The sequence below is a fragment of the Okeania sp. SIO2B3 genome, from assembly GCF_010672525.1.
Taxonomy (GTDB): domain Bacteria; phylum Cyanobacteriota; class Cyanobacteriia; order Cyanobacteriales; family Microcoleaceae; genus Okeania.
The window spans coordinates 1-22,440 of sequence record NZ_JAAHGH010000117.1 but is presented as its reverse complement, the minus strand read 5'-3'; the positions used below and the strand labels follow the sequence as shown (position 1 = coordinate 22,440).

General features: G+C 38.0%; 22 protein-coding genes and 1 pseudogene. 6 read left to right on the top strand and 17 right to left on the bottom strand.

Annotation, left to right across the window (positions count from 1 at the left end; genetic code table 11):
- On the top strand, positions 1–722 hold a 722-nt coding region (locus tag F6K15_RS33050; protein WP_363269224.1), incomplete at its 5' end, for a transposase.
- Positions 652–1,035: a zinc ribbon domain-containing protein gene (locus F6K15_RS38820; RefSeq protein ID WP_363269226.1), complete on the top strand. Its 384-nt coding sequence runs from the start codon at positions 652–654 to the stop codon at positions 1,033–1,035. The genes F6K15_RS33050 and F6K15_RS38820, both read left to right, overlap by 71 nt.
- Before the next feature lie 229 nt (positions 1,036–1,264).
- Here F6K15_RS38820 and F6K15_RS33045 read toward each other — a convergent pair whose 3' ends face one another.
- The 3 genes from F6K15_RS33045 to F6K15_RS33035 all read right to left on the bottom strand — a co-directional run bounded on the left by F6K15_RS33045 (position 1,265) and on the right by F6K15_RS33035 (position 7,773).
- Complete coding sequence (locus F6K15_RS33045; protein WP_293069640.1) at positions 1,265–2,185, bottom strand: ABC transporter permease; 921 nt, start codon at positions 2,183–2,185, stop codon at positions 1,265–1,267.
- 842 nt (positions 2,186–3,027) lie between these two features.
- Positions 3,028–4,056, bottom strand: a complete 1,029-nt coding sequence (locus tag F6K15_RS33040; RefSeq protein WP_293069638.1) for an ABC transporter permease — start codon at positions 4,054–4,056, stop codon at positions 3,028–3,030.
- Positions 4,057–5,241: 1,185 nt separating this feature from the next.
- A complete protein-coding gene (locus tag F6K15_RS33035) occupies positions 5,242–7,773 on the bottom strand; it encodes a P-loop NTPase fold protein (protein ID WP_293069636.1) in 2,532 nt (843 codons plus the stop codon).
- Positions 7,774–7,807: 34 nt separating this feature from the next.
- Here F6K15_RS33035 and F6K15_RS33030 point away from each other — a divergent pair, with 34 nt between their 5' ends.
- From F6K15_RS33030 to F6K15_RS33015, 4 genes and pseudogenes are all read left to right on the top strand, one after another.
- Positions 7,808–8,155: a nucleotidyltransferase family protein gene (locus tag F6K15_RS33030; protein ID WP_293069634.1), complete on the top strand. Its 348-nt coding sequence runs from the start codon at positions 7,808–7,810 to the stop codon at positions 8,153–8,155.
- Between the two features lie 178 nt (positions 8,156–8,333).
- Positions 8,334–8,684 (top strand): annotated as a pseudogene (locus tag F6K15_RS33025) (DUF86 domain-containing protein).
- 91 nt (positions 8,685–8,775) lie between these two features.
- On the top strand, positions 8,776–9,441 hold the full coding sequence (locus tag F6K15_RS33020; RefSeq protein ID WP_293069632.1) for an SDR family oxidoreductase: 666 nt from the start codon (positions 8,776–8,778) through the stop codon (positions 9,439–9,441).
- Between the two features lie 532 nt (positions 9,442–9,973).
- Positions 9,974–10,633, top strand: coding sequence for an S-layer homology domain-containing protein (locus F6K15_RS33015; protein WP_293069630.1), 660 nt, complete (start codon positions 9,974–9,976; stop codon positions 10,631–10,633).
- A gap of 572 nt (positions 10,634–11,205) precedes the next feature.
- Here F6K15_RS33015 and F6K15_RS33010 read toward each other — a convergent pair.
- The 14 genes from F6K15_RS33010 to F6K15_RS32945 form a co-directional block, all read right to left on the bottom strand.
- Positions 11,206–11,388 (bottom strand): hypothetical protein, encoded by a 183-nt coding sequence (locus F6K15_RS33010; RefSeq protein WP_293069628.1) that lies wholly within the window; start codon positions 11,386–11,388, stop codon positions 11,206–11,208.
- A gap of 303 nt (positions 11,389–11,691) precedes the next feature.
- Positions 11,692–11,832, bottom strand: coding sequence for a hypothetical protein (locus F6K15_RS33005; RefSeq protein WP_293069626.1), 141 nt, complete (start codon positions 11,830–11,832; stop codon positions 11,692–11,694).
- Between the two features lie 366 nt (positions 11,833–12,198).
- The gene (locus F6K15_RS33000) at positions 12,199–13,260 is read right to left on the bottom strand and encodes a 2OG-Fe(II) oxygenase family protein (RefSeq protein WP_293069624.1); all 1,062 of its coding nucleotides are present in this window, start codon (positions 13,258–13,260) and stop codon (positions 12,199–12,201) included.
- 817 nt (positions 13,261–14,077) lie between these two features.
- On the bottom strand, positions 14,078–15,823 hold the full coding sequence (locus tag F6K15_RS32995) for a sodium:solute symporter family protein (RefSeq protein ID WP_293069622.1): 1,746 nt from the start codon (positions 15,821–15,823) through the stop codon (positions 14,078–14,080).
- Positions 15,824–15,951: 128 nt separating this feature from the next.
- The gene (locus tag F6K15_RS32990) at positions 15,952–16,122 is read right to left on the bottom strand and encodes a hypothetical protein (RefSeq protein ID WP_293069620.1); all 171 of its coding nucleotides are present in this window, start codon (positions 16,120–16,122) and stop codon (positions 15,952–15,954) included.
- A 3-nt stretch (positions 16,123–16,125) separates the two neighbouring features.
- Positions 16,126–16,398, bottom strand: coding sequence for a hypothetical protein (locus F6K15_RS32985; RefSeq protein WP_293069619.1), 273 nt, complete (start codon positions 16,396–16,398; stop codon positions 16,126–16,128).
- 40 nt (positions 16,399–16,438) lie between these two features.
- Positions 16,439–16,663, bottom strand: a complete 225-nt coding sequence (locus F6K15_RS39150) for a hypothetical protein (RefSeq protein ID WP_293069617.1) — start codon at positions 16,661–16,663, stop codon at positions 16,439–16,441.
- 42 nt (positions 16,664–16,705) lie between these two features.
- Positions 16,706–16,894, bottom strand: a complete 189-nt coding sequence (locus F6K15_RS39145; protein ID WP_293069615.1) for a type II toxin-antitoxin system VapC family toxin — start codon at positions 16,892–16,894, stop codon at positions 16,706–16,708.
- Between the two features lie 7 nt (positions 16,895–16,901).
- Positions 16,902–17,177, bottom strand: coding sequence for a type II toxin-antitoxin system Phd/YefM family antitoxin (locus F6K15_RS32970; protein ID WP_293069613.1), 276 nt, complete (start codon positions 17,175–17,177; stop codon positions 16,902–16,904).
- Positions 17,171–17,500 (bottom strand): type II toxin-antitoxin system Phd/YefM family antitoxin, encoded by a 330-nt coding sequence (locus F6K15_RS32965; RefSeq protein WP_293069611.1) that lies wholly within the window; start codon positions 17,498–17,500, stop codon positions 17,171–17,173. Before F6K15_RS32965 ends, F6K15_RS32970 begins: the two co-directional genes overlap by 7 nt.
- A gap of 885 nt (positions 17,501–18,385) precedes the next feature.
- Positions 18,386–20,137, bottom strand: a complete 1,752-nt coding sequence (locus tag F6K15_RS32960; RefSeq protein WP_293069609.1) for a sodium:solute symporter family protein — start codon at positions 20,135–20,137, stop codon at positions 18,386–18,388.
- Positions 20,138–20,398 (bottom strand): DUF4212 domain-containing protein, encoded by a 261-nt coding sequence (locus F6K15_RS32955; protein ID WP_293069607.1) that lies wholly within the window; start codon positions 20,396–20,398, stop codon positions 20,138–20,140.
- A gap of 133 nt (positions 20,399–20,531) precedes the next feature.
- Entirely contained in the window at positions 20,532–20,657 is a 126-nt protein-coding gene (locus tag F6K15_RS32950; RefSeq protein WP_293069605.1) for a hypothetical protein, read from the bottom strand.
- Positions 20,658–20,839: 182 nt separating this feature from the next.
- The coding region (locus tag F6K15_RS32945) for a pentapeptide repeat-containing protein (protein WP_293069603.1) at positions 20,840–22,440 on the bottom strand (1,601 nt) is incomplete at its 5' end.

Below are 22,440 nucleotides of genomic sequence, written 5' to 3'. Positions count from 1 at the left end.
AAAAAACTGAAGAAAGAGAATGGTTATCAGAGGTTTCTAACATACCATTGCAGCAATCATTGAATGATTTAAACCAGGCTTATCAAAACTTTTTTAAATCAACTCAAGGCCAGAGAAAAGGTAGACCTGTTAAACCTCCTAAATTTAAAAAAAGTAGACAGTCAAAGCAAACTGCTAGGTTTACAAAGGGAGGGTTTAAAGTTGGTCAACATAAAGTTTATTTAGCAAAGATAGGAAAGCTGAAAATTGTCTGGTCAAGAGAGTTACCTGCTGCTCCATCATCAGTAACAGTAATCAAAGATTCAGCTCATAGATATTTCTTGAGTTTTGTAGTAGAAATTATACCTGAAATCTTACCTCAAACTGATAATTCAGTAGGTATAGATTTAGGTATTAAAACCTTTGCTACATTTAGTGATGGTACAAAGGTTGATGCTCCTAAACCACTGAAGAAACGAATTAAAAAGTTAAGAAAGTTAAGTAAGTCATTATCTCATAAAACTAAAGGCTCTAAAAGGTATGAAAAAGCCAGGATTAGAGTAGCTAAATTCCATGGCAAACTGAAAGATACAAGAACTGATTTTCTACATAAATTATCTACTGAAATAATTCGTGAAAACCAAACAATTGTTTTAGAAGATTTAAACGTTTCTGGTATGGTTAAAAACCGTAACCCACCCCCATCCCCTCCCGGGAGGGGAGCAAGAGGGGTGGGTATCTGATTTAGGTTGGAGACAATTCAGAACACTCCTAGAAGGAAAAGCAGAAAAATATGGTCGTGATTTTAGAGTAATTAATCGTTGGGAGCCAACATCCCAAATTTGCTCAAATTGTGGCTTTAAAGGTGGAAAATTAGACCTTCAGGTGCGAGAGTGGGAGTGTCTCAACTGTGGTGCAAAACATGATAGAGACGAGAATGCAGCAATAAATATATTAGTCGCGGGCGGGCAGTCCGAGACATTAAACGGACGTGGAGGCAAGCATAAGACTAACGTCAAGCTAGCAGCAGCCAGTGTTAGCGGAGCTTTGCGCTAGCAAAACGTCAACTCGCCGAGGAGCTTAGGCTCGGTAGGAATCCCCGTGCCTTCAGGCCGGGGAGGATGTCAAGCATCTTAACTAATCAGGACTTACGCAAAGGCACTATTTATATAGTACAAGTACTATTGTTCAATAGTTTTTAGCGCTATATATAGCGTATCTGCGTAAGTCCTATAATGTTTTTACTACTCCCTCGCTCCCCTACTCCCCCACTCCCCACACTCCCCTACTCCCCCGCTTCCCGCTCCTTTCCCAAAGCAGCAGGAGGAGTAGATTTTCCTGCTAAACCAATTAAAGCTAATAGAGCAATAACATAAGGCAACATCTCTAAAAATTGATAGGGAATATTCAGATTAAAAGCTTGAACTCTTAACTGCAAAGCTTCTGTTGCTCCAAATAATAAACAAGCTAAAACTGTATTAACGGGATGCCATCTACCAAAAATTATGGCTGCCAAAGCAATAAAACCTTTTCCACTACTCATACCTTCAGTGAAAAATTTCACATGAACTAATGCTAAGTAAACTCCACCTAAACTTGCTAAACAACCGCTAAAACCTACGCTTAAATAACGCGCTAAACTAACAGATATTCCTGCTGTTGCTGCTGCTTGAGGATATTCACCAACAGCTCTTAATGCTAAACCCCAACTGGTATTAAATATGATATAAGTAGAAACTGGAATTAATAGTAAAAGTAAATAAAATAATAAGTCTTGATTGAAGAATATTCCTAAAATTGGCAAATCTTTTAATCCCAAAAAATTGATAGTTTCAATACCTGGTAGAGCAATTGTGCCACTGTCAAATAATACCCTAGCTCCATAAGCAGTTAATCCCGATACTGCTAAATTTATTGCTAAACCAGAAACTAATTGATTGACTTTTAAACTGACACAAAGATAAGCATGAATTAAGCCTAAAATTCCTCCGGCAAAAATTGCTACTAAAGTTCCTATCCAGACATTTTCTGTGGAAATAGAAACAGCCGCACTAACAAAAGCTCCTGTTAATAACATTCCTTCTAAAGCAATGTTTAGAATGCCGGAACGTTCGGAAAATATTCCCCCTAAAGCAGCAAAAGCTAGAGGAACAGAAAGTCGAATTGTGGCAGATAAATAATCAGAGAAAAAGTCGATATTTGTCATTTTTTGATGAAAAGTTAGTCATTAAACGGTGGTGCATTGTAATGGTGGTCTATTGTAATTATTTTGGTTAAGGGAATAGTGGGAGCATCTTGCTCCCATCCTATATAATAATTTAATTGCTCCCTTCCTATTTATTCTTAATGAGGTACAATTGCTCCTTTCCTATTTATTCTTAATGAGGTACACCTGTCGCGGGCAAGATGCCCGCACTACAAAGGTTTTATTATTAATACAGGACTTACACAAAGGTACTATTTATAGAGTAAAGTAACTGTTGGACAATAGTATTGAGCGCTATATATAGCGTATCTGCGTAAGTCCTAATTAATATTTATCTAAATGTTGGCATTTATACCTCACATTCCGCAGGGGAGCGCCGGGATGAATGCCAATCAATCTTGCGGTTTTACAGATAATCTGTTAACATACAAATGTTGCTTAACCAAAAATCAAGGTTAAGATTACTGTAACTGTTCAATCAAGTCGCCGAGGGGCACTCGGAGAAGTTAAACGGACATGGAGGAAGTGTTAGACTGGCAAAGCCCAGCATTTTCCAGTGAGGTGTCAACCCGCCCTGAATCTTTCAAGCAGCTTAGTTTGTTTGATTGATGGATGGGAATCCCGAGCTGTCTCGTAGAGCAGCGTCGGGAGGATGTCAAAGTTTATATCTTGGAACCTATTTATTCTTCATCAGGTACACCCGTTGCGGGCAAGATGCCCGCACTACAATATTCGGTACTTAGGCAAAGGCACTATCTATAGAGTTGATTAACTATTGGACAATAGTATTGAGTACTATATATAGCTTATCTGCGTAAGTCCTGATTATTAATATTGATACTTTATATCTTAGAATCTGTTGTAAATCTTTTTCTTTGCTCTTCAAACGCTAAACTTATTGCCAAAAACAACACTGTCAAACCTTGAATAGCATAAACAATAGTTATCGAAACCCCCGCACTCCGCTGCATCACATTTGCTCCACTCCTGAGAACGCCAAAAAATAAAGATGTTAAAACTACTGCTAGTGGGTTGCCTCGACTCAATAACGCAATGGCGATCGCGTCAAAACCATAACCAGGAGAAAAGTTTTCAAATAACCGATATTTGGCTCCTAATACTTCTGTGCTTCCTGCTAAACCTGCTAAACCACCTGATAAACCCATGACTGCCAGAATAGTCTGGTTAACAGAAATTCCGCTGTAACGAGCTGCCGTAGGGTTTTGTCCGACGGCATCCACTTGATAACCGAAGGCTGTTAACGACAACACCACGGCTAAAATTATGGCAATAGTTAACCCCAATAAAATTCCTGCGTGAGCTTGAGTTTTGGGCAAAATGATTGGTAAACGTGCTGACTCCGCAATTAGAGGTGTGTAGGGACTGGGGGCGTCGGGGGCGATAAGTGGTTCATTCACCATGTAATTGACAAAATTTTGAGCGATGTAATTGAGTAGTAGGGTAGTCAACACCTCGTTTAAACCACGGGTAACTTTGAGAAAACCAGCGATCGCTCCCCAAATTGCTCCGAGAAGAAAACCTGCTGTTAATGCTAAGGGTAAATGTATCCATATTGGGAAGTTGGGCAAAAATAGTCCGGCGACAACACTACCTAAAGCTCCCATATAAATTTGCCCTTCCCCACCGAGATTAAATAAACCTGCTCGTAATGCTATTAATATTCCTAAACTTGCTAGTAATAGTGGGGTGGTTTTGCTGAGGGTATCGCTGAAACCAAAGTAGGTAGTGAGAGATTCTTGGAATAGAGCGGTATAAGCAGTTACAGGATTGGTTTTTGCTAAGAGCATTAAAGCTGCTCCTGTTAATAAGGCGGTGAATACGGCGAATATTGGGAGTAGAATTTTCTGCATCAGTTTGTAGTTGGGTTTTGGCACCTACAAATTTTATCTCAATATTATGTCTGCTTTTGTTCACCCACAATAAAAACAATAAACCGTAGGTTGGGTTAAGCGGCAGCGCAACCCAACATAAAACTTCTCGACTTCCTGTACCATTACGGCTTTATTACCACCGTTGATTTTTGTTGGGTTTCCTTTGCTCCGCAACGCTTACGCGAACGTCAACCAAACCTACACAATGCTACTAATTTTTGGAGATATTTATTTGGTTGTTCTGCATAGCAATGGTGAGAATATATATTTTTTAATTTATTAACCGTTGATTTTTGTTGGGTTTCCGGATGTCAACTAAAAATTTGATCTTAATATTATGTCTGCTTTTGTTCGCCCACAATAAAAACCATAAACCGTAGGTTGGGTTAAGCGGCAGCGCAACCCAACATAAAACTTCTCCACTTTCTGTACTATTATGGCTGTATTACCAGCGTTGATTTTTGTTGGGTTTCCTTTGCTCCGCAACGCTTACGCGAACGTCAACCAAACCTACACAATGCTACTAATTTTTGGAGATATTTATTTGGTTGTTCTGCATAGCAATGGTGAGAATATATATTTTTTAATTTATTAACCGTTGATTTTTGTTGGGTTTCCGGATGTCAACTAAAAATTTGATCTTAATATTATGTCTGCTTTTGTTCGCCCACAATAAAAACCATAAACCGTAGGTTGGGTTAAGCGGCAGCGCAACCCAACATAAAACTTCTCCACTTTCTGTACTATTATGGCTGTATTACCAGCGTTGATTTTTGTTGGGTTTCCTTTGCTCCGCAACGCTTACGCGAACGTCAACCAAACCTACACAATGCTACTAATTTTTGGAGATATTTATTTGGTTGTTCTGCATAGCAATGGTGAGAATATATATTTTTTAATTTATTAACCGTTGATTTTTGTTGGGTTTCCGGATGTCAACCCAAGCTACACAATAATTACTGAAACTAAAAATTTGATCTCAATATTGTGTCTGTTTTTGTTCACCCACAATAAAAACCATAAACCGTAGGTTGGGTTAAGCGGCAGCGCAACCCAACATAAAACTTCTAGACTTCCTGTACCATTATGGCTTTATTACCACCGTTGATTTTTGTTGGGTTTCCTCCGTCAACCCAACCTACAAAACACTGAAATGCTTATATGTTAAAGTCTACAAGTCTCTGCGCGAGAGAATAGCCAGAAATCCACCCACTTTCTTTCCCACAACACTATATAGGGGAGGTAGCCTTGGTTAGGCGTATTCTCGTAGTTCACCTCATCGTCCCATCCTACTGTTGCTATAAACAACTTCCACACTTCTTTATAATTCTCTTTCTTGTAACTCTCAAAACCCAAATCTCTTATAATTTTCTTTTGTACAGAAAAGCCAAACTGATTATCACTATATTTTACCCAAAGCTTGTCTACTATATAGAGTTCTGTGCAGGGAAATTTCTCTACATCTTCTTCTTCCAGGTATCCTTGCTCCTCTCGCCCTGCAACTTGCAACATAACTTGATAAGTTTCATAGTCCGCCTCTTTCCACTTCTTAGCAGCTAGGAATTCACGCAGTTTAAAATATTTAGAAGGTAAACTTTGTTGTGGTGGTAAAACTTCCAGGAGTTTTTGAATCGAACCATTTTCAAAAATATACTTTTTGCCAGATTTTTGCTCATTATTCAATGTCATTTCAGAACAAAGTAATTGTTGAATTTTAGGGTAATTTTTCAGCCAATAATTTGCATTTCCTGTTTCCTTATTCTTGGGTGTAGATTTAAGACCGAGTCTGATGGAATTATTTGATTGAATAGATTTATCAACAGCATTTTTTTCTAACTCAGCAAGTAGTTGATAATTATTCTTTATTTCCAAGAGAAGACGTGGATATCTGAGGGTAATAGCAGTAAACTTACCTATTTGTTCTATGGTTATTGTTTCTCTTTCAGCAAAAGTAACTCCAATAGAATAATAGGCAATATAAATCCTGAGTCTCAGTACATTAATATATTGTTTTAAACGACGGGGATTATAATCAAAAAAAGGAGCAACCATCTCTATAACTTGAGCAAGGCTTTCTGAATCTAAATCTTTTTCAATAATTGGGAAAATAGGTAAATCTGGAGATGAATTTTCAACCTCTTGAGATTCTAAGTTTTGTTCTGAAATAGAAGATTCTTCTGCTTCTGTTTTTTCCGCTTCTTTTGATTTTGCTGAAAATATTCTGTATTTAAATTTTTCTATCCATTCTTTTGTATAATTAAATTTTGCCGGAACATCAAATACTTGAGCAATTAAACTATGAGAAATCCCAAAAAAGTATTTTTCTTGTTTTTCTGGAGAAGTTTTTGTTTCTGCTTGCATTTCTGATATTTTTTCAACAAAACTATCCAACGTATTTTGAGAAGCTGTAGGAACAGAGAATGATAATTGCACAAACTTTTCTAGAAAACTAAAACCATAATCAACCTTTTTGCTCAACTTCTGACTTTCATTTTCCTCTGCTTGATTTTCGGCGATCGCTGAAGCTAGAAAAGGAATAACATCTCTTTGTTTAAAACTTATTGCTGCTGCTACCTTTTCTCTATCCATACCCAAAATAAAAATTATCTTTGGGTCATTAGAAATCATCATATTTAGAGCTTGTAATAAATCGGCAGATTTACCCAACTCACAACGGTCAATGTCATCAATAAAAACATAAATATTCTCATTTTTACCCACATAAGCATTGACAATTTTAGAAAAATCCTCGTGAAACTTTTCAATAAAAGCAACTTGTTTATCATAATCAGGATGGTCAAGATATTGAGTCAAATCCATTTTTGGGTCGCCAATTAAATCTCTTATTATTCCGAAAAGTTTTCTTACTGCAGCAAACGAACCGCTAGTCAAGCCACAGCCAAAAACAACCTTTAACAAATCATTTAGAAAATAATTTTGGGTATTTTCCTTGCCTGTTAATTTTGAGTTTTTATTATCATTTTTATCTTTCTCATTGTTAGTTTGTTTATTATCTAATCTTCTCTTTTCATCCTCCTCATTTGAATCTCCTTTAACAAGAACTGCCAAAGTTTCAGACAATTGAGGAATTCTCTCAATGCCAACATTCCAAGACACAACTGGAATAGCTAAAATAGTACCAATAATCAATAAAACTATCATTAAAGTTTGAATGGCTTTCAACGGTTTTCCTTTGAAATTCAAACGATAAAAAAATAGCCTCAAAGCATCCCCACTATTAATTACAAAATCTGAGAAATTGCGATTATTAGATAATTGTTCTAAAAAAGATAGAGCAAAAGTCGCCCAAAGTGATTCAGACTTTTCATGTCGCCAAGCATTAAACCAAACTGTTTGAGTTTCTTGTTTTAATTTTAATCTAAAAAATTCATAGATGTCTGATATATCGCTGAAAATAATCCGGTCTTTTTTAATTCTCTGCCCAACTTTCTTTAAATCTTCTTTATCTAATTCTTTAGACTTATTTTTAACCTCAATTTCAAGTTGTTTCATAAAAGAAGATTTACCGCTACCCCATTCACCTTCGATAGAAATAGTTAGTGGCGGTTTAGTATCTTTATTAGTTAAAAATTCAGCCATTGCTATAACATAAGGGGCAAAACCAAGTTCATCTTTTATCGTAGGTTGGTCGCCTAACGTAACACTCTGCTTTGAGTTTTCTGTAGAATCTGGCATAATTTTAAAAGTCAATAATTAAGGAACTGTAATTATGATGCTTAGAGAACAACAAAAGGTTAATTTAAAAGTTATTCTCGCAGAACGTCTGAAAATTTCCTACTCCGAAATTGCTGAATTTTGCCAACGCTGGAATATTACTGAATTAGCTTTATTTGGCTCAGTATTGCAAGAAGATTTTTACCCTAATAGTGATGTTGATATTTTAGTAGTTTATGAGCCTTATTGCCAGTTAACATTATCAAAATTATTACATATGCAAGAGGAATTAGAAACAAAGTTTGGACGTGCAGTTGATTTAGTAGAAAAAGCTATGATTAAAAATCCCTATCGTTTATCTAATATTTTAAAGACTTATCAAGTAATTTATGCAAAACAATAGAGGTAAGCATTCAGCCGTCAGTCATCAGCTATCAGCTATTGCTTTTAATTTAGGATAAAAGCTTCATTAATTGTCTTACTACAAAAGTTGGCTCCCTTGTCCTTAAAGTTAGTTGTTAATTTAAGCACTGTCCTATATGAGAGAGTATTGTTGCTGATAGCTGACAGCTAATAGCTGAATGCTTACCAATAGAGATATTGCTTCAGTTTGGGATATGGTACAGGCAATTCATCGAATCCAAGAATTTACTACTGGTGTAAATTACAGTGAGTATTTAGAGAGCATTTTAATACAAAGTGCAGTAGAGCGTCAATTTGAAATTTTGGGTGAAGCTGCACGTCGAATATCTTTAGAGTTTCAACAATTACACTCTCAGATAAATTAGCGCAGTCTTATTGGTTTAAGAAATATTATTGCTTATCGCTATGATGAAGTGAGACCAGAAATTTTGTGGGGAGTTATTGCGTCAGATATTCCCATTTTATTAGAGCAGTTAGAGATTTTATTACCTCCCCTTTCTAATGAATGAAGAAATTGGGTTTTGCTCCCTCAAAAATTGTGTTACTTATATGATATAATCAACCAATAAAATTATCAGCAATTAAGGAAAAAAGTCGATTATGGCAACTTATTTAATTACAGGAACTAATCGTGGTATTGGGAAAGAATTATGTAAACAAGTTCATAGTAAAGGTGACAAAGTAATTGCTGTTTGTCGCCAGTCAGACGGAGAATTAGAAAATCTAGGAATTTCTGTAGAAACAGGAGTAGATATTACTTCTGAAAAAGATGTTGCCAACTTAGTTAACCGCCTGCAAAGAGTAAAATTAGATGTATTAATTAATAATGCCGGAATAGTCGAAAGAGAAAGAAATTATCTAGATGATTTAGATTTTGATAGTATTCGCCGACAATTTGAAGTAAATGCCATAGGAACTTTACGCCTAACTCATGCTTTATTACCCTTGATGGAATCTGGCTCAAAAATTGCTATTATTACAAGTAGAATGGGTTCCATTGATGATAATACTTCCGGCAGTTCCTACGGTTATCGAATGTCAAAGGTTGCTGTTAGTATGGCAGGTAAATCTTTATCTGTCGATCTAAAACCACAGGGAATTTCCGTCGCAATTTTACATCCTGGTTTAATTAGCACTAGAATGACAAATTTCACAGGAATACCTCCAGCACAAGCAGCAGAAAATTTGTTAGCTAGAATTGACGAATTAAACTTAGAAAATACAGGTACTTTTTGGCACGCAAAGGGTGAAATATTACCTTGGTAGTCATTTCAGCTATCAGTCATCAGTACTTCTCCAATAAGGAGGCTTGAAATCAGGAATATTCTCTTTTTTTTATCCCCTGAAAAGGGGAAGCTTGAGGCCACAATTTTTCAGTAAATTCAAGAGGGAACAGTGGAAACGGAGCAGAAATTTGGGATATTTCTTCAATATTGAGAGGAGAATATTTTTATTATGTACTTACAACACTTTTGAGGATAGTGAGGTACAGTTATAAGACTATTTATTCCTGTATTCCCTGCTCCCTGTTCCCTAGAGCAATAAAACTTGGTAATTCATCAACTTGATAACTGCTGTAATCATTCGGACATAATATCAGTAAATAACTCCTACTCAAATTCTACATTTGTGTACGGACGTTAACGATAGTTATGCGAAGCAAACGGCCGCTTGCTGACCCATAGCTCTGAATGGCGCCCCTACTCCCCTACTCCCCCGCTCAAGAAAATTCTGTCGATCGCTGGATTTAGTATTACAATGGATATATCAATAGAAACTATATGGTTAAAATTATATTATGCAAAAATTTATTAGTCTATTTTCCCTCATAGCATTATTACAATTGCCAATAATTGTTCAAGCTCAAGAAGAAATAGTAGACCCCATAGAAAGAGTAGTTGCTGCAGGATTAATGACCAAAGATGCAGCCGGAAAATTTAATCGCAATGAAATTATTAGTAGAGCAGAATTAGCATCAATTTTAGTCAAAACATTTGATTTAGAAAAACGTGAATCTTCCCAGAAACCAAATGTTGAATTAAAAGATGTTTCTTCAGATTATTGGGCTTATAATGATATTCAAATTGTCCTAAAAAATGGCGTAATGAGTGGCTATCGTGAGGGAATGTTTTTTCCCAATTATAAAATTAATCGAGCTGAAGCATTTGCGATTTTTGCTCAAGCTTATGGTGTTTTTCAGTTTCCTGAAGAAAATACTAAAAAGCTATTAAATAATTACCCAGATTCAGACAAAATTCCTAGTTGGGCAAAAAAATCAATAGCAACTGCATTGTATGAAGGTTTTGTGAATACTGAATCAGGTACAAACAAAATAAATCCTTTAGAACCCATGACTCGCGGGGATATGGTTTATGCTTTAAATGCTTATTTAGACCGTCAACAACGCCCTGCATCTCTTCCCTGGAATGATGATTTGGTTCCAGGTGTAACCAGGTAATATTCATTAATGGATAATGGGTAATGGATAAATATCTCGTAGGTTGGGTGAAGCGGTAGCGCCACCCAAAATATACCTATTTTTGTTGGGTTTCCTGGCGTCAACCCAACCTACAAACTAAAGTATTCAAGCACTTCAATTTAACAAATTCATAGCTTAATATAGTTAAAAATAGGGAGATGGGAGCAAATTTCAACCTGCTTGGTGCGCGTTCCCGAAAAGGAGTCAGCATTCCCGAAAAGGAGTGCGCGTTCCGCAAGCGAGCTGTCGTCGTCGCGGGGTCGCATCCGCTTTTTCCCCTATTATATTTCTGAATTTTAGGATTATATCAAATCCGGTAGCATCAGTGTAATTAGATGGGGAGATGGGGAGATGGGGAGATGGGGACCCACCCCTCGCCCCTCCCAGGAGGGGAAAATCGAGAAATATTTGGTAATGGTTGAAGATGAAACATTTTTTACGTGCCGAATGAAACGGATTTGATATCAGAGATCAGGAGTCATATCATGTCCGTTGGTATCGTTTGTGTAAAACCAAGGGTGAATATCTACAAAAAATTTACGTTTGTTTTTTCAAGCTTTTAAGCCTTCTTCCCCCTTCCTTCTTCCTTCTTCCTTACCTTCGCTATACAATACCGATGCTACCGGACATGATATTACCAGAAATATACTTTGACAAACAATGAATCTACCTACAAATTTTTCTTCTACAAAAATTACTGTAATAATTCCGAAATTTTTCGGAAAAACTATCAAAATTTATTTTCAATATAGCGGTCTTTATTTGGGTATACCACAGTGTGGACGATTTCCTAGCTCATGCTCCGCAAACGCGAATAGTAAGAATTTAATTTCTAATATCAAATCCGTTTAATTCGGTATAAAAACATTCTCTGTCTTCACCATTAGCAAATCTTGATAAATTTTTTCCCCCCTGACTCCTGACTTCCCCTCCACGGTCGAGTCCCCCAGGTGGGTTGACTCCTGATTTCTACTTCAGAAGATTTTATACCGATGCTACCGGATTTGACATAACTTCTATCGCAACCGCCATAAATGTTAGAACCCTTGACGCAAGACAAATTCTATAGCATCCCGTAAACAATCAAAATCTTTTAGGCAGCGACGAATTCTATAGCAACCGCCTGGTTGTTGTTTGACAATTAGTGCGAGCATCTTGCTCGCGTTATGAATCATCATAATTACCGAATAATTAATAATTAAATAATTAAATAATTAAACAATTCGGCTTACTCTGCCTCCCCTTTTAAGGGGAAAAAAGCGGTTGAGGGATGGCGAAGTTTCCTCACCATATCCAATCGACTAAGAGAATAAATTTTTTCCTTATTTGTCAATCCTCTTTCTTTCAGGGAGAGGTAATTATCAATTATCAATTATCCATTAATGAACCGATGTCTTAACTATAGTAGCGACTGCTATAACTTCTAATTTCCGACTTCAGCTAGAGGCGATCACGCAGCGTTGCATAAATACGCTTGGGATTTTAATAGTTTTGTGGAATGGGTATCTTGCCCCAAAAATCTGTAGTGCCAAATTTGCCCAGGATTATAGGCTAATTTTTGGGAGTCTATCTATATTTTGACAAAGTTCTTCGGATTGGATTCTTTTTGTTGTGCTTCTGTTGGGATAGGCTTTGCAATACATATTGGTTAGGTGCTTGCCATAGACTATTTCCTTCTTTTTCCCTTTCGAGTTTACAGCCTCGAAGGTCTGGTTGAACTTGGGTTCGTGGAAGTAAGCAATGGCAAATCGCTCTTTTTCCTTATTGAGAATTACCTTGTGGATATTGGCTTTTAGCTTTCTGTTTGTAGCAAGTTCCATCATGTCGCCCACAAATACTGTCCAGACACATGGCATTGGGGTGACAAACGCCCAGCCTGGTTGATCGTGATAAGCTCCAATGGTGGTTTCTTCTTCTAGGTAATTTCTTCCCCTCTTTTCACCATTTGGAATCGGTCGAACCCATAATCCACCAACATCATCTTGGGAAGCAGCGACCAGAAAGCCATAGTCAGAGTGAGCAGATATCCCATTGGATACACCTCCTGCTTCTTTTTGGCTCTTAAAGCGTAATACCCTGGCGTGATGAAATCCGTCGCGAACCATTTTTGAGAGGTAATGGTTTGGCTCTAGTCCTAGTCCTAAACCGATTATTTCTATGAGTCGATCGCACATATTGCCAGTGGCTTTCATGTAAGATTCAATGGCATTTTTGTAGTCTACTGAGGGGTAGAGTGCTTCTCCGTGGCAAGGGAGACGAAGTTTTTTGACGCGTTCGTCGTCTTGATTAAAGTGTGGGAACACGGTGTATACCTCAACTTGGTCGTACTGACCTCCTTTTTTCTCTTCACCAGAGAACACATACCCGGTGTAAGTCGTATCGCTTACAAATTTAATTTTTTCATCTTGTGGTAGTTGATTAAACTTTCTGTTTTGCAGGAGTGCTTGTGCAGTTAGTAAATCCTCTTGATAATTTTTTTTGATTTGAATTAGTGAATCTCTCTGCAATGCAGCGACAATTCTTTCTCCTAACTCTCGTTGCTCTTTAAGGTTCTTGGCTGCACGGATATCAAATGTTTCAAAGGTTATAGTAGTAGATGTTTTCATAGTCATATGTAGATGCTTTCTAAACAAAAATTTTGAGTGTAATCTAATTTGAGGGAGATTGCAGATAAGAATTTATTGCAAAAATAAAAATCAAGTAATCAATCGCCATAGTGGATATACTTAGCTTTGTCTAATTAGCTCTTGACTGTTCTAATTAGATTTACTTAGATATTTGAGCTTTGTCTAATTAACTCTTGACTGTTCTAATTAGATTTACTGAGTTATATCTTAGCATTGTCTAATTAGATATTGACCAAATCTAATTATATTTACTTAAATATGCTTAGGTTTTTCTAATTAGCTCTTGAGCAAATCTAACTAGATTTACTGAATTATATCTTATGGAATTGTCTAATTAGCTGTTGACTTGTCTAGCTAGATTTACTTAGATGTCTTAGTTTTGTCTAATTATCTCTTGATTGATATAATTAGATTTACTTAATTAAATCTTAAGGATTATCAATTAGCTGTTGACTTGTCTAATTAGATTTACTTAGACATCTTAGCTTTGTCTATTAGCTATTGGCCAATATAATTAGATTTTTTTAATCATATCTTAAGGATTGTCAATTAGCTGTTGACCTGTCTAATTAGATTTACTTAGATATCTTAGCTTTGTCTAATTATCTCTTGACCCATCTAATTAGATTTACTTAACCCTTTATATACTCCTTTATAGGTATAGATATCTAGGGTAAAATTACCCAACTTTTTTTGGGTAGATATACTTAAGTACTATTTATGTATCTGAATGTTAAATATAATTCTGTGACTATAACTGTGGCCACAGAACAATTTCTACAGGAGCTACTACAAATTAATCCAACTGTTCTTCCCCAATATCCCTAATAGCAACAGGAGCTGCTAAAGGCGATCGCAACTCCTCGACCATCTCTTGTATTTCCAATGGTGGAGGTGCTGTCATTCGAGACACGACCAAAGTCACAACAAAATTCAATAACATTCCCACTGTACCGATACCCTGATCAGACAACCCCAAAAACCATGTCGGCATTCCGTAGAATCTTACACCAATAATATAGATACTTGTAAACACCAAACCAACTACCATACCAGCGATCGCTCCTTCCCGGTTAGTGCGTTTGTCAAACACTCCCAAAATAATTGCTGGAAAAAAAGTACCAGCACCGACACCAACTCCCAAAGTTGCTATCTCAATCACAAAACCGGGGGGGTTGATGCCGAAATAACCAGCAATAGCGATCGCCAATACTACCATTATTCTGCCTAGCATTAATCTTTGTGACTCTGATGCTTTTGGGTTAATGAGGCGGTAATAAACATCGTGAGCAATGGCGCTGGAAATCACTAATAACAAACCCGATGCTGTAGACAAAGCGGCAGCTAACCCTCCTGCTGCCACGAATGCAATTACCCAAGGAGCGAGTTTAGCTACTTCTGGAGTAGAGAGAGTGATAATATCCGGGTCAAGAATGATTTCATTAGTCTCTGCATCTGGGGTCAACTGCAAACGACCGTCGTTATTTTTATCGGTGAATTCTAACAAACCTGTATTTTGCCATTTTGTTGCCCAGTCTAACTGTTGCACTTCCTCCACAGTTTTGTTGTGTAAACTATCAATTAAGTTGTATCGTGCAGAAGCAGCTAAAGCAGGAACAGTTGTCGAAAAAATGGCAACAAACAATAATGACCAAGCTACAGAATATCTAGCTGCTGTTATATTAGGTACAGTATAGAAACGAACAATAACGTGGGGTAAACTAGCAAGACCGACCATGCCAGAAATAGTGATGAATAGAACATCCAGCATAGTTTTTTGGGTGAAGGCAGCAGTATATTCTGGAAAACCTAAGTCAACCTGAACTTGATTCAGTTTTTCTATAAGATCGCTAAAAGTAAAAGCTAATTCTGGAACCAGAATATTTGTCAGAATATTACAAATGGCAATAGCTGGTATTAAATAAGCAACAATAAGTATAAAGTATTGAGCAACCTGAGTCCAAGTAATGCCTTTCATTCCTCCTAATATAGCGAAGAAGGCAACTATAACCATACCGATGATGACACCAACTTCAATGGGAACTTGCAAAAACCGACTGAAGACAATACCTACACCTCGCATTTGCCCGACAACAAAAGTTATAGATATAATTAGGGCAGCAATAACAGCAACGATGCGAGCAATATTAGAGTAGTAGCGATCGCCAATAAAATCTGGCAAAGTATATTTACCGAACTTTCGCAGATATGGAGCAAGCAGCAACCCCAAGAGTACATAACCTCCTGTTCCTGCTATTACATAATAAGAACCATCATAGCCTAAAATTGAAACTGCTCCCGCGATGGAAATAAATGAAACTGCAGACATAAAGTCCGCTGCTGTGGCAGCACCATTAGCAATTGCAGGTACACCTCGGTCAGCAACAAAAAAGCCTTTGCTATCCTGGACTCGCGATCGCCACCCGATGTATAGGTAGAGCATCAAGGAAATTGTTACGAAGATAAATGTCCAAGTTTCTGTTGAAGAAGGAAGAAGGAAGAAGGAAGAGGGAAGAAGGAAGAGGGAAGAGGGAATAAACATTTAACAAAAAGTAAAAGAAATAAGAAGTTCCATGGAACGTCCCTACAATATATTACAGCATATTAAGAAAGAAGGAAGCAATCTCCTAAAACCCTGAGATTGCTTCCTATCGTCGCAATGACAACTATTCAATCGGATTCTATATAATATTCTCTGAGTACAGATGGCACACTGTAGAGATTTTCTTGTTTTTCGATGAGGGAACGCCTACACAAAGATTGTAATGTGTTGAGTAAATCTGATGGTGATATTTCTGTAGTTTCTAACAGTTGCGCCAGACTAATAGGTTGATTTTTCATTCCTCAAAGCTCCAAGATTTGTTTTTCGGTTTCCGATAGGCGATCGCTCTGCTGTTGTAAAGTATCTTTTAAATCTTCTGGTAATAAGATGGCATCATCTGGCAATAACTCAATCAAATTTTCTCCCAATTCTTGAATCTGAGTTGCCACACTTTTTAACCATAGAGGGTTGCCTTGGTAGTGGTGAATGAGTTTTTCCCAGTTATCAATTTCTACCAAACCATAATCTCTGAGTATTTCTGTTGCGCTTGCAATATCTAAACCAGTCAGTTGCAAAATAGGAATTGGTGTTTTTTTGCTTTTGACTTGAGCAAATTTAATGGGTTGTTCCCAACCTATTAATAGGAAGCAACTTTGATGGGATAGTTTTTCTATCTGTTTGAAAAATAAGTGTTTGTACTGCCGAACTAGCTATAATATTAGTATCAACTGTGGCTAATGTTAATCCATAGTAAATAGCTGTAGCAACAATAAATCTGTCTGCGGGATCTTTATGAGGTAGTACAACCTGACGACTAAAAATAGCAATAGCATGATTCATTTGAGCTTCACGAGTTTCTAAACTTTGTAAAGCTAAGTTAATCTATGTAACAGGATCGGGTTGCACAGATATCCGTCCTTTTTCTGCAAGGACGAGTGCTTCCCAAACACTAATTGGACTCAACCAAAGTTCGTTATTAGAATCGGCGATCGCTCTCTGAAGTTGGAGCGATAAACGTGCATCGTCAAGTAAATACCAAACCCAAATATGAGTATCAAGTAGAATTTTCATTCCAATTTCATTCCAATACTTCCCAAGGTTCGTTAACAGGAGCTACTAGATCCCCTAATATTTCACCAGTTCCTTTCATTACGCCACAGGGAGCGCGTTTAGTCTCGGTAACAGCAGGATAAATAATTACTAACGGTTTTCCTTCATGGATAACAGTTAGTGGTGTTTTTGTGCGTTCGACTTCCATAAATAGAGTCTGTAAACTTTCGGGTAATTCATCCGTAGTAATTTTTGCCATTTTTAAGTAAGTTCTCCCATAGCTTTCTAGTGTAAATTTTACCACGTCTCTTCACCTTTAAAGTTGCTAAACTGCATCATAGCAATATTCTCATCTAAGTCCGAGGAGTGTTGAGTGTAAACACTATTAAGTTTTTCGGTAATCTCTTCCGGTAAAGGTTCGTTAAAATCCTCTGGCACGACAAATTTTCCTCTATCCTGCCCCAAACTAGCTAGTCGGTTAGATGAGGGAGAAATAGGAACCAATTTAGCGATCGCCACCCCTTGATTTAAAATAATAATTTCTTCTCCAGGTTTGATACCAGATAATAACTCCGAGAGATTGATTTTGAAGTCGTTAGGTAAGTTTTCTATCTGAAGTGTAGCCATTTTTGTTTCTGAATCACTTTTATATTACATTACCAGTTTAACTTAACTTAGGATATTTTAGCTTAACTACTAAGTAGTCTAGTAGGGTATGTTAATGAAATGTAACGCACCGCCTTTGATTTTCGCTGTGTTACTTAATCCATACATCCGTGCCATAATCTGTGTGAGCACCTCAATCCAACTACATAAAGCGATCGCTTAGATGAAAAACTAAGACGTTGTAGTTTTCAGTGCCTAATTTTTCACTGCCACAACAGAAAAACTAAGACGTTGTAGTTTTCAGTACCTGATTTTTCACTGCCACAACAGAAAAACTAAGACGTTGTAGTTTTCAGTACCTGATTTTTCACTGCCACAACAGAAAAACTAAGACGTTATAGTTTTCAGTACCTAATTTTTCACTGCCACAACAGAAAAACTAAGACGTTATAGTTTTCAGTACCTAATTTTTCACTGCCACAACAGAAAAACTAAGACGTTGTAGTTTTCAGTACCTAATTTTTCACTGCCACAACAGAAAAACTAAGACGTTGTAGTTTTCAGTACCTAATTTTTCACTGCCACAACAGAAAAACTAAGACGTTGTAGTTTTCAGTACCTGATTTTTCACTGCCACAACAGAAAAACTAAGACGTTGTAGTTTTCAGTACCTAATTTTTCACTGCCACAACAGAAAAACTAAGACGTTGTAGTTTTCAGTACCTAATTTTTCACTGCCACAACAGAAAAACTAAGACGTTGTAGTTTTCAGTACCTGATTTCTAGAGGGGGCGGGTTTACCAAGTCCTGGGTAAAACCATTAACTTAACGCGGAACCCGCCCCTACTATTGCACTATTTTAGGCGTGTCACGCTACTACTGAACTGGAAGTTTTCCTTCTTGAAATTAATCCAACTCTTCCTCTCCAATATCCTTAATAGCAACAGGAGCTGCTAAAGGCGATCGCAACTCTTCTACCATCTCTTGTATTTCTAATGGTGGAGGAGGTGTCATCCGAGATACCACCCAAGTAACGATCAAATTCAGCACCATTCCCACAGTGCCAATACCTTCAGCAGACACGCCGAAAAACCATGTCGGCATTCCAGCGAATTTGACACCAATAATATAGATAGTAGTAAACAACAAACCCGATACCATACCAGCGATCGCTCCTTCTCGGTTAGTGCGCTTGTCAAACACTCCCAAAATAATTACTGGGAAAAAACTTGCCGCAGCTAAACCAAAAGCAAAAGCTACCACCTGAGCAACAAACCCTGGTGGGTTCACTCCAAAATAACCAGCAATGGTAATAGCAAACCCTACCATTATCCGTCCTACCATTAACCGTCGCGACTCTGATGCTCCTGGATCGATCATCCGGTAGTAAACATCATGAGCAATGGAACTGGAAATTACTAATAATAAACCAGATGCTGTAGACAACGCAGCAGCTAACCCTCCTGCTGCCACTAACGCAATTACCCAAGGGGCAAGTTTTGCTACCTCTGGAGTAGAAAGCACAATGATATCCCGGTCGATAGTAATTTCATTGATAACTTTCTCGGTATCTTTCTCGGTATCTTTGTCAGTTTCTTTGTCAATATCTTTGTCAGTTTTTTTGTGCGGAGTTAATTGAAAGCGACCGTCATTATTTTCATCAGTGAATTCCAACAAACCCGTCTTTTCCCACTTTGTCGCCCAGTCTAACTGTTGCACTTCCTCTACAGTTTTGTTGTGCAAACTGTCAATTAAGTTGTATCGGGCAAAAGTAGCTAATGCGGGAGCAGTTGTATACAAGATAGCAATAAACAATAATGCCCAACCAGCAGAATATCTCGCTGCTCTGACATTAGGTACTGTGTAGAAGCGAACAATAACATGGGGTAAACCAGCAGTTCCCACCATCAGCGCAATAGTGATAAACAAAACATCCAGCATAGTTTTGTTACTGAAAGCTGCTGTATATTCTGCAAAACCCAAATCTATCTGCACCTGATTCAGTTTTTCAACAATATCGCTGAAAGTAAAGGCAAACTGGGGAATAGGAATACCTGTAATAATTGTAGCAATGGCAATAGCTGGAATCAGATAAGCCACAATAAGCACAAAATATTGAGCTACTTGAGTCCAAGTGATACCTTTCATTCCTCCTAATATTGCGAAGAAGGCAACAATAATCATACCGATGACTACACCAGTGCCAATATCAACTTGCAAAAACCTACTGAAAACAATACCCACACCGCGCATTTGCCCAGCAACGTAAGTCATAGATACGAAGATGGCAGCAATAACAGCCACAATGCGAGCAATATTGGAATAGTAGCGATCGCCTACAAAGTCGGGTACTGTATATTTACCAAACTTCCGCAGGTATGGAGCTAGTAGTAGTGCTAACAACACATAACCGCCAGTCCATCCCATCAAATAAATGGAGCCATCATAACCCAAAAAAGAAATTAATCCCGCCATGGAGATAAATGAGGCAGCAGACATCCAGTCGGCGGCTGTAGCTGCACCATTGGCAATGGCAGGTACACCTTGGTCTGCGACGAAAAAACCTTTGCTATCTTTGACTCGCGATCGCCACCCAATGTACAGATAACTCATAAAGGAAATGATGACGAGTATAAATGTCCAAACTTCTGCAGTCATTTAGTCTCTCCTGTCAGAATTGTATTTTTGATCGAGTTTATCCATTTGAATGGCATAGATGAAAATTAGGATGACAAATACATAAATGGAGCCTTGTTGTGCCATCCAAAAACCGAAAGGAACGCCAAAAAATTGAATATTATTTAAGGGTTGGACTAATAGAATGCTCATAACAATTGAAACTGTAGCCCAAACTATTAGCAAGTTTCTGATTAATGCTTTGTTGGCACGCCAGTATGCTTGACGTTTTTCTTCATTCATTTTTTAAGTTGTTGATTGATTATGGATATTTTGAGCGAATTTTAGGGACAAAAGCTGATTAATTAGCTCTAAACATGGCCTTTTTTATATAAGTTAGGTCAGTTAGATTAATCCCAAGTATGTTATTAAACCATTATTTAGTATGACTTGCAAATTTTGTGAGCGATCGCTGATAACGTAGGTTGGGTTGAGAGAAACCAAACCCAACATATACAAAGTTGTTAGGTTTCCTTAACGTCTTCTTACAAAAATTGTTCATGGGGGAAACTCCCTAAGACAAGACTTTCGGGCAACACAACAGATACATTGGTGTTGGGTTTGGTCGGTTCTACCCTACCTACAAACTGATTAAAAAAACTATTGTCCAACAGATAAATCAAACATCAATGATCGCGTAGGTTGGGTTGAGAGAAACCAAACCCAACATATACAAGAGAGTTATTAGGTTTCCTTAACGTCTTCTGCGGCAAATTCTGGATTTTGTTGTAGGTCTTCTGGAACTTCTCTTGCTTCATGTAAACCGATAGTATTTGACCAGTTAGTGTCATTATCCCATTTGATGTTACTGAGGTAGGCACCACTGAGGTTGGTACGACTGAGGTTGGCATATCTGAGGTCGGCATCTCTGAGGTTGGCATCACTGAGGTTGGCATTACTGAGGTTGGCATATCTGAGCTTGGCATATCTGAGCTTGGCACCAATGAGGTCGGCACATCTGAGGTAGGCACCACTGAGGTTGGCATCAATGAGGTTGGCAACACTGAGGTTGGCAACACTGAGGTCGGCACCACTGAGGTTGGCAACACTGAGGTCGGCACCACTGAGGTTGGTACGACTGAGGTTGGCATCACTGAGGTCGGTATGACTGAGGTCAGCGCTTCTGAGGTTGGCATCACGAAGGTCGGCACCATTGAAAAAAACACCTACTATTTCCACAAAAGCATCAACCTCAAGACATTGACTATAACCAATAATTCGCAGTAATCTTCTTCGATCAAAATCTTCACCACCAGGTTGACCGCAAGGACAAAAATGCAACTGCTCCCGCAACTCTTCCTGAGACTGCCCATAACGATGCAACTTAAACAACAAGATCATTACATTCAACCCCGTATAAATATCCACCTGACGTTGCCCAGACTCAATACCCCACTGCCACAACTGCCTCGTCTTTTTCTGAGGCAAAACTTCCTCCCTCTCCTCAATAAACTTCCCATCACTCCAATTCCAATAAAATTCATACAACCGCTCAAACAACACCACTAACTCAACCTGACTTTTCACCAACAACGCCATCAAATATTCCACAACTTCCACTGTCAAACTGCCATAACCAAACAGATCGTAAACCTGCCATTCCAACTCTTCATCAGAAACCACGTAAGTCTTACGTCGCTTCCCAGTTTTCTCCGTCAAATCTTCCAGACCTTCCACCATCCGTTTTGCACAGAGAAACTCACCAAAACTCTTGTGGAAAAACTCCACCGAATTTTCCGCCTTTGCTGCCGACTTCAAATAAAAAGCAGCTAAAGCATTTTTCAATCCATCCTCTCGTTCATCTTGCCTAGCTTTTTCAATTAAATTCTGCAACTCCTTGTATCCCTGTTTCACCAGTCGGTCTTCAATCATTTTTATTGCAGCATATTCCCCACCAGACTGCACTACACACAACCCCGCCTCTGCCAACAAAATTTCTAAATCTTCTGGCTCAAGAATTCTGAGATTAAGATTTCCTCGCTGCTTCTCCAGCACCCATTCCAACGCTTGCTCATAGACCGAGACTTTCGCCCCACCAACATCAGCATTAGCAAACATTCCTACTTTTAACTGCTCATCCTGGTGCATTGCAGCAAGCAAATACAACAAAAGTGGTTCCCGTGCCAACTCCTTAACCTGCTCCGGACATTGTTCGCTGTGCAAAAATTCCCGGAACTTTTCTGTTTCCTCTTCCGCAACAATAGTCTGCCACTTGTCAAACCACCGTTGCTGAATTTCGTCACCCATCGGCAAAATACTCACTCGCTCTAAATTAGGAGGCATCA

What these genes read in the sequence shown, in the direction of transcription:
- F6K15_RS33035 (WP_293069636.1), bottom strand. Translation starts at nt 7,773, where the DNA reads ATGCCAGATTCTACAGAAAACTCAAAGCAGAGTGTTACGTTAGGCGAC.
- F6K15_RS33015 (WP_293069630.1), top strand. Translation starts at nt 9,974, where the DNA reads ATGCAAAAATTTATTAGTCTATTTTCCCTCATAGCATTATTACAATTG.
- F6K15_RS33005 (WP_293069626.1), bottom strand. Translation starts at nt 11,832, where the DNA reads ATGATGATTCATAACGCGAGCAAGATGCTCGCACTAATTGTCAAACAA.
- F6K15_RS39145 (WP_293069615.1), bottom strand. Translation starts at nt 16,894, where the DNA reads ATGAAAATTCTACTTGATACTCATATTTGGGTTTGGTATTTACTTGAC.
- F6K15_RS32950 (WP_293069605.1), bottom strand. Translation starts at nt 20,657, where the DNA reads ATGAACAATTTTTGTAAGAAGACGTTAAGGAAACCTAACAACTTTGTA.
- F6K15_RS33045 (WP_293069640.1), bottom strand. Translation starts at nt 2,185, where the DNA reads ATGACAAATATCGACTTTTTCTCTGATTATTTATCTGCCACAATTCGA.
- F6K15_RS32960 (WP_293069609.1), bottom strand. Translation starts at nt 20,137, where the DNA reads ATGACTGCAGAAGTTTGGACATTTATACTCGTCATCATTTCCTTTATG.
- F6K15_RS32990 (WP_293069620.1), bottom strand. Translation starts at nt 16,122, where the DNA reads ATGAAAAATCAACCTATTAGTCTGGCGCAACTGTTAGAAACTACAGAA.
- F6K15_RS33040 (WP_293069638.1), bottom strand. Translation starts at nt 4,056, where the DNA reads ATGCAGAAAATTCTACTCCCAATATTCGCCGTATTCACCGCCTTATTA.
- F6K15_RS32955 (WP_293069607.1), bottom strand. Translation starts at nt 20,398, where the DNA reads ATGAATGAAGAAAAACGTCAAGCATACTGGCGTGCCAACAAAGCATTA.
- F6K15_RS33020 (WP_293069632.1), top strand. Translation starts at nt 8,776, where the DNA reads ATGGCAACTTATTTAATTACAGGAACTAATCGTGGTATTGGGAAAGAA.
- F6K15_RS33030 (WP_293069634.1), top strand. Translation starts at nt 7,808, where the DNA reads ATGATGCTTAGAGAACAACAAAAGGTTAATTTAAAAGTTATTCTCGCA.
- F6K15_RS32995 (WP_293069622.1), bottom strand. Translation starts at nt 15,823, where the DNA reads ATGTTTATTCCCTCTTCCCTCTTCCTTCTTCCCTCTTCCTTCTTCCTT.
- F6K15_RS32965 (WP_293069611.1), bottom strand. Translation starts at nt 17,500, where the DNA reads ATGGCTACACTTCAGATAGAAAACTTACCTAACGACTTCAAAATCAAT.
- F6K15_RS33000 (WP_293069624.1), bottom strand. Translation starts at nt 13,260, where the DNA reads ATGAAAACATCTACTACTATAACCTTTGAAACATTTGATATCCGTGCA.
- F6K15_RS39150 (WP_293069617.1), bottom strand. Translation starts at nt 16,663, where the DNA reads ATGAATCATGCTATTGCTATTTTTAGTCGTCAGGTTGTACTACCTCAT.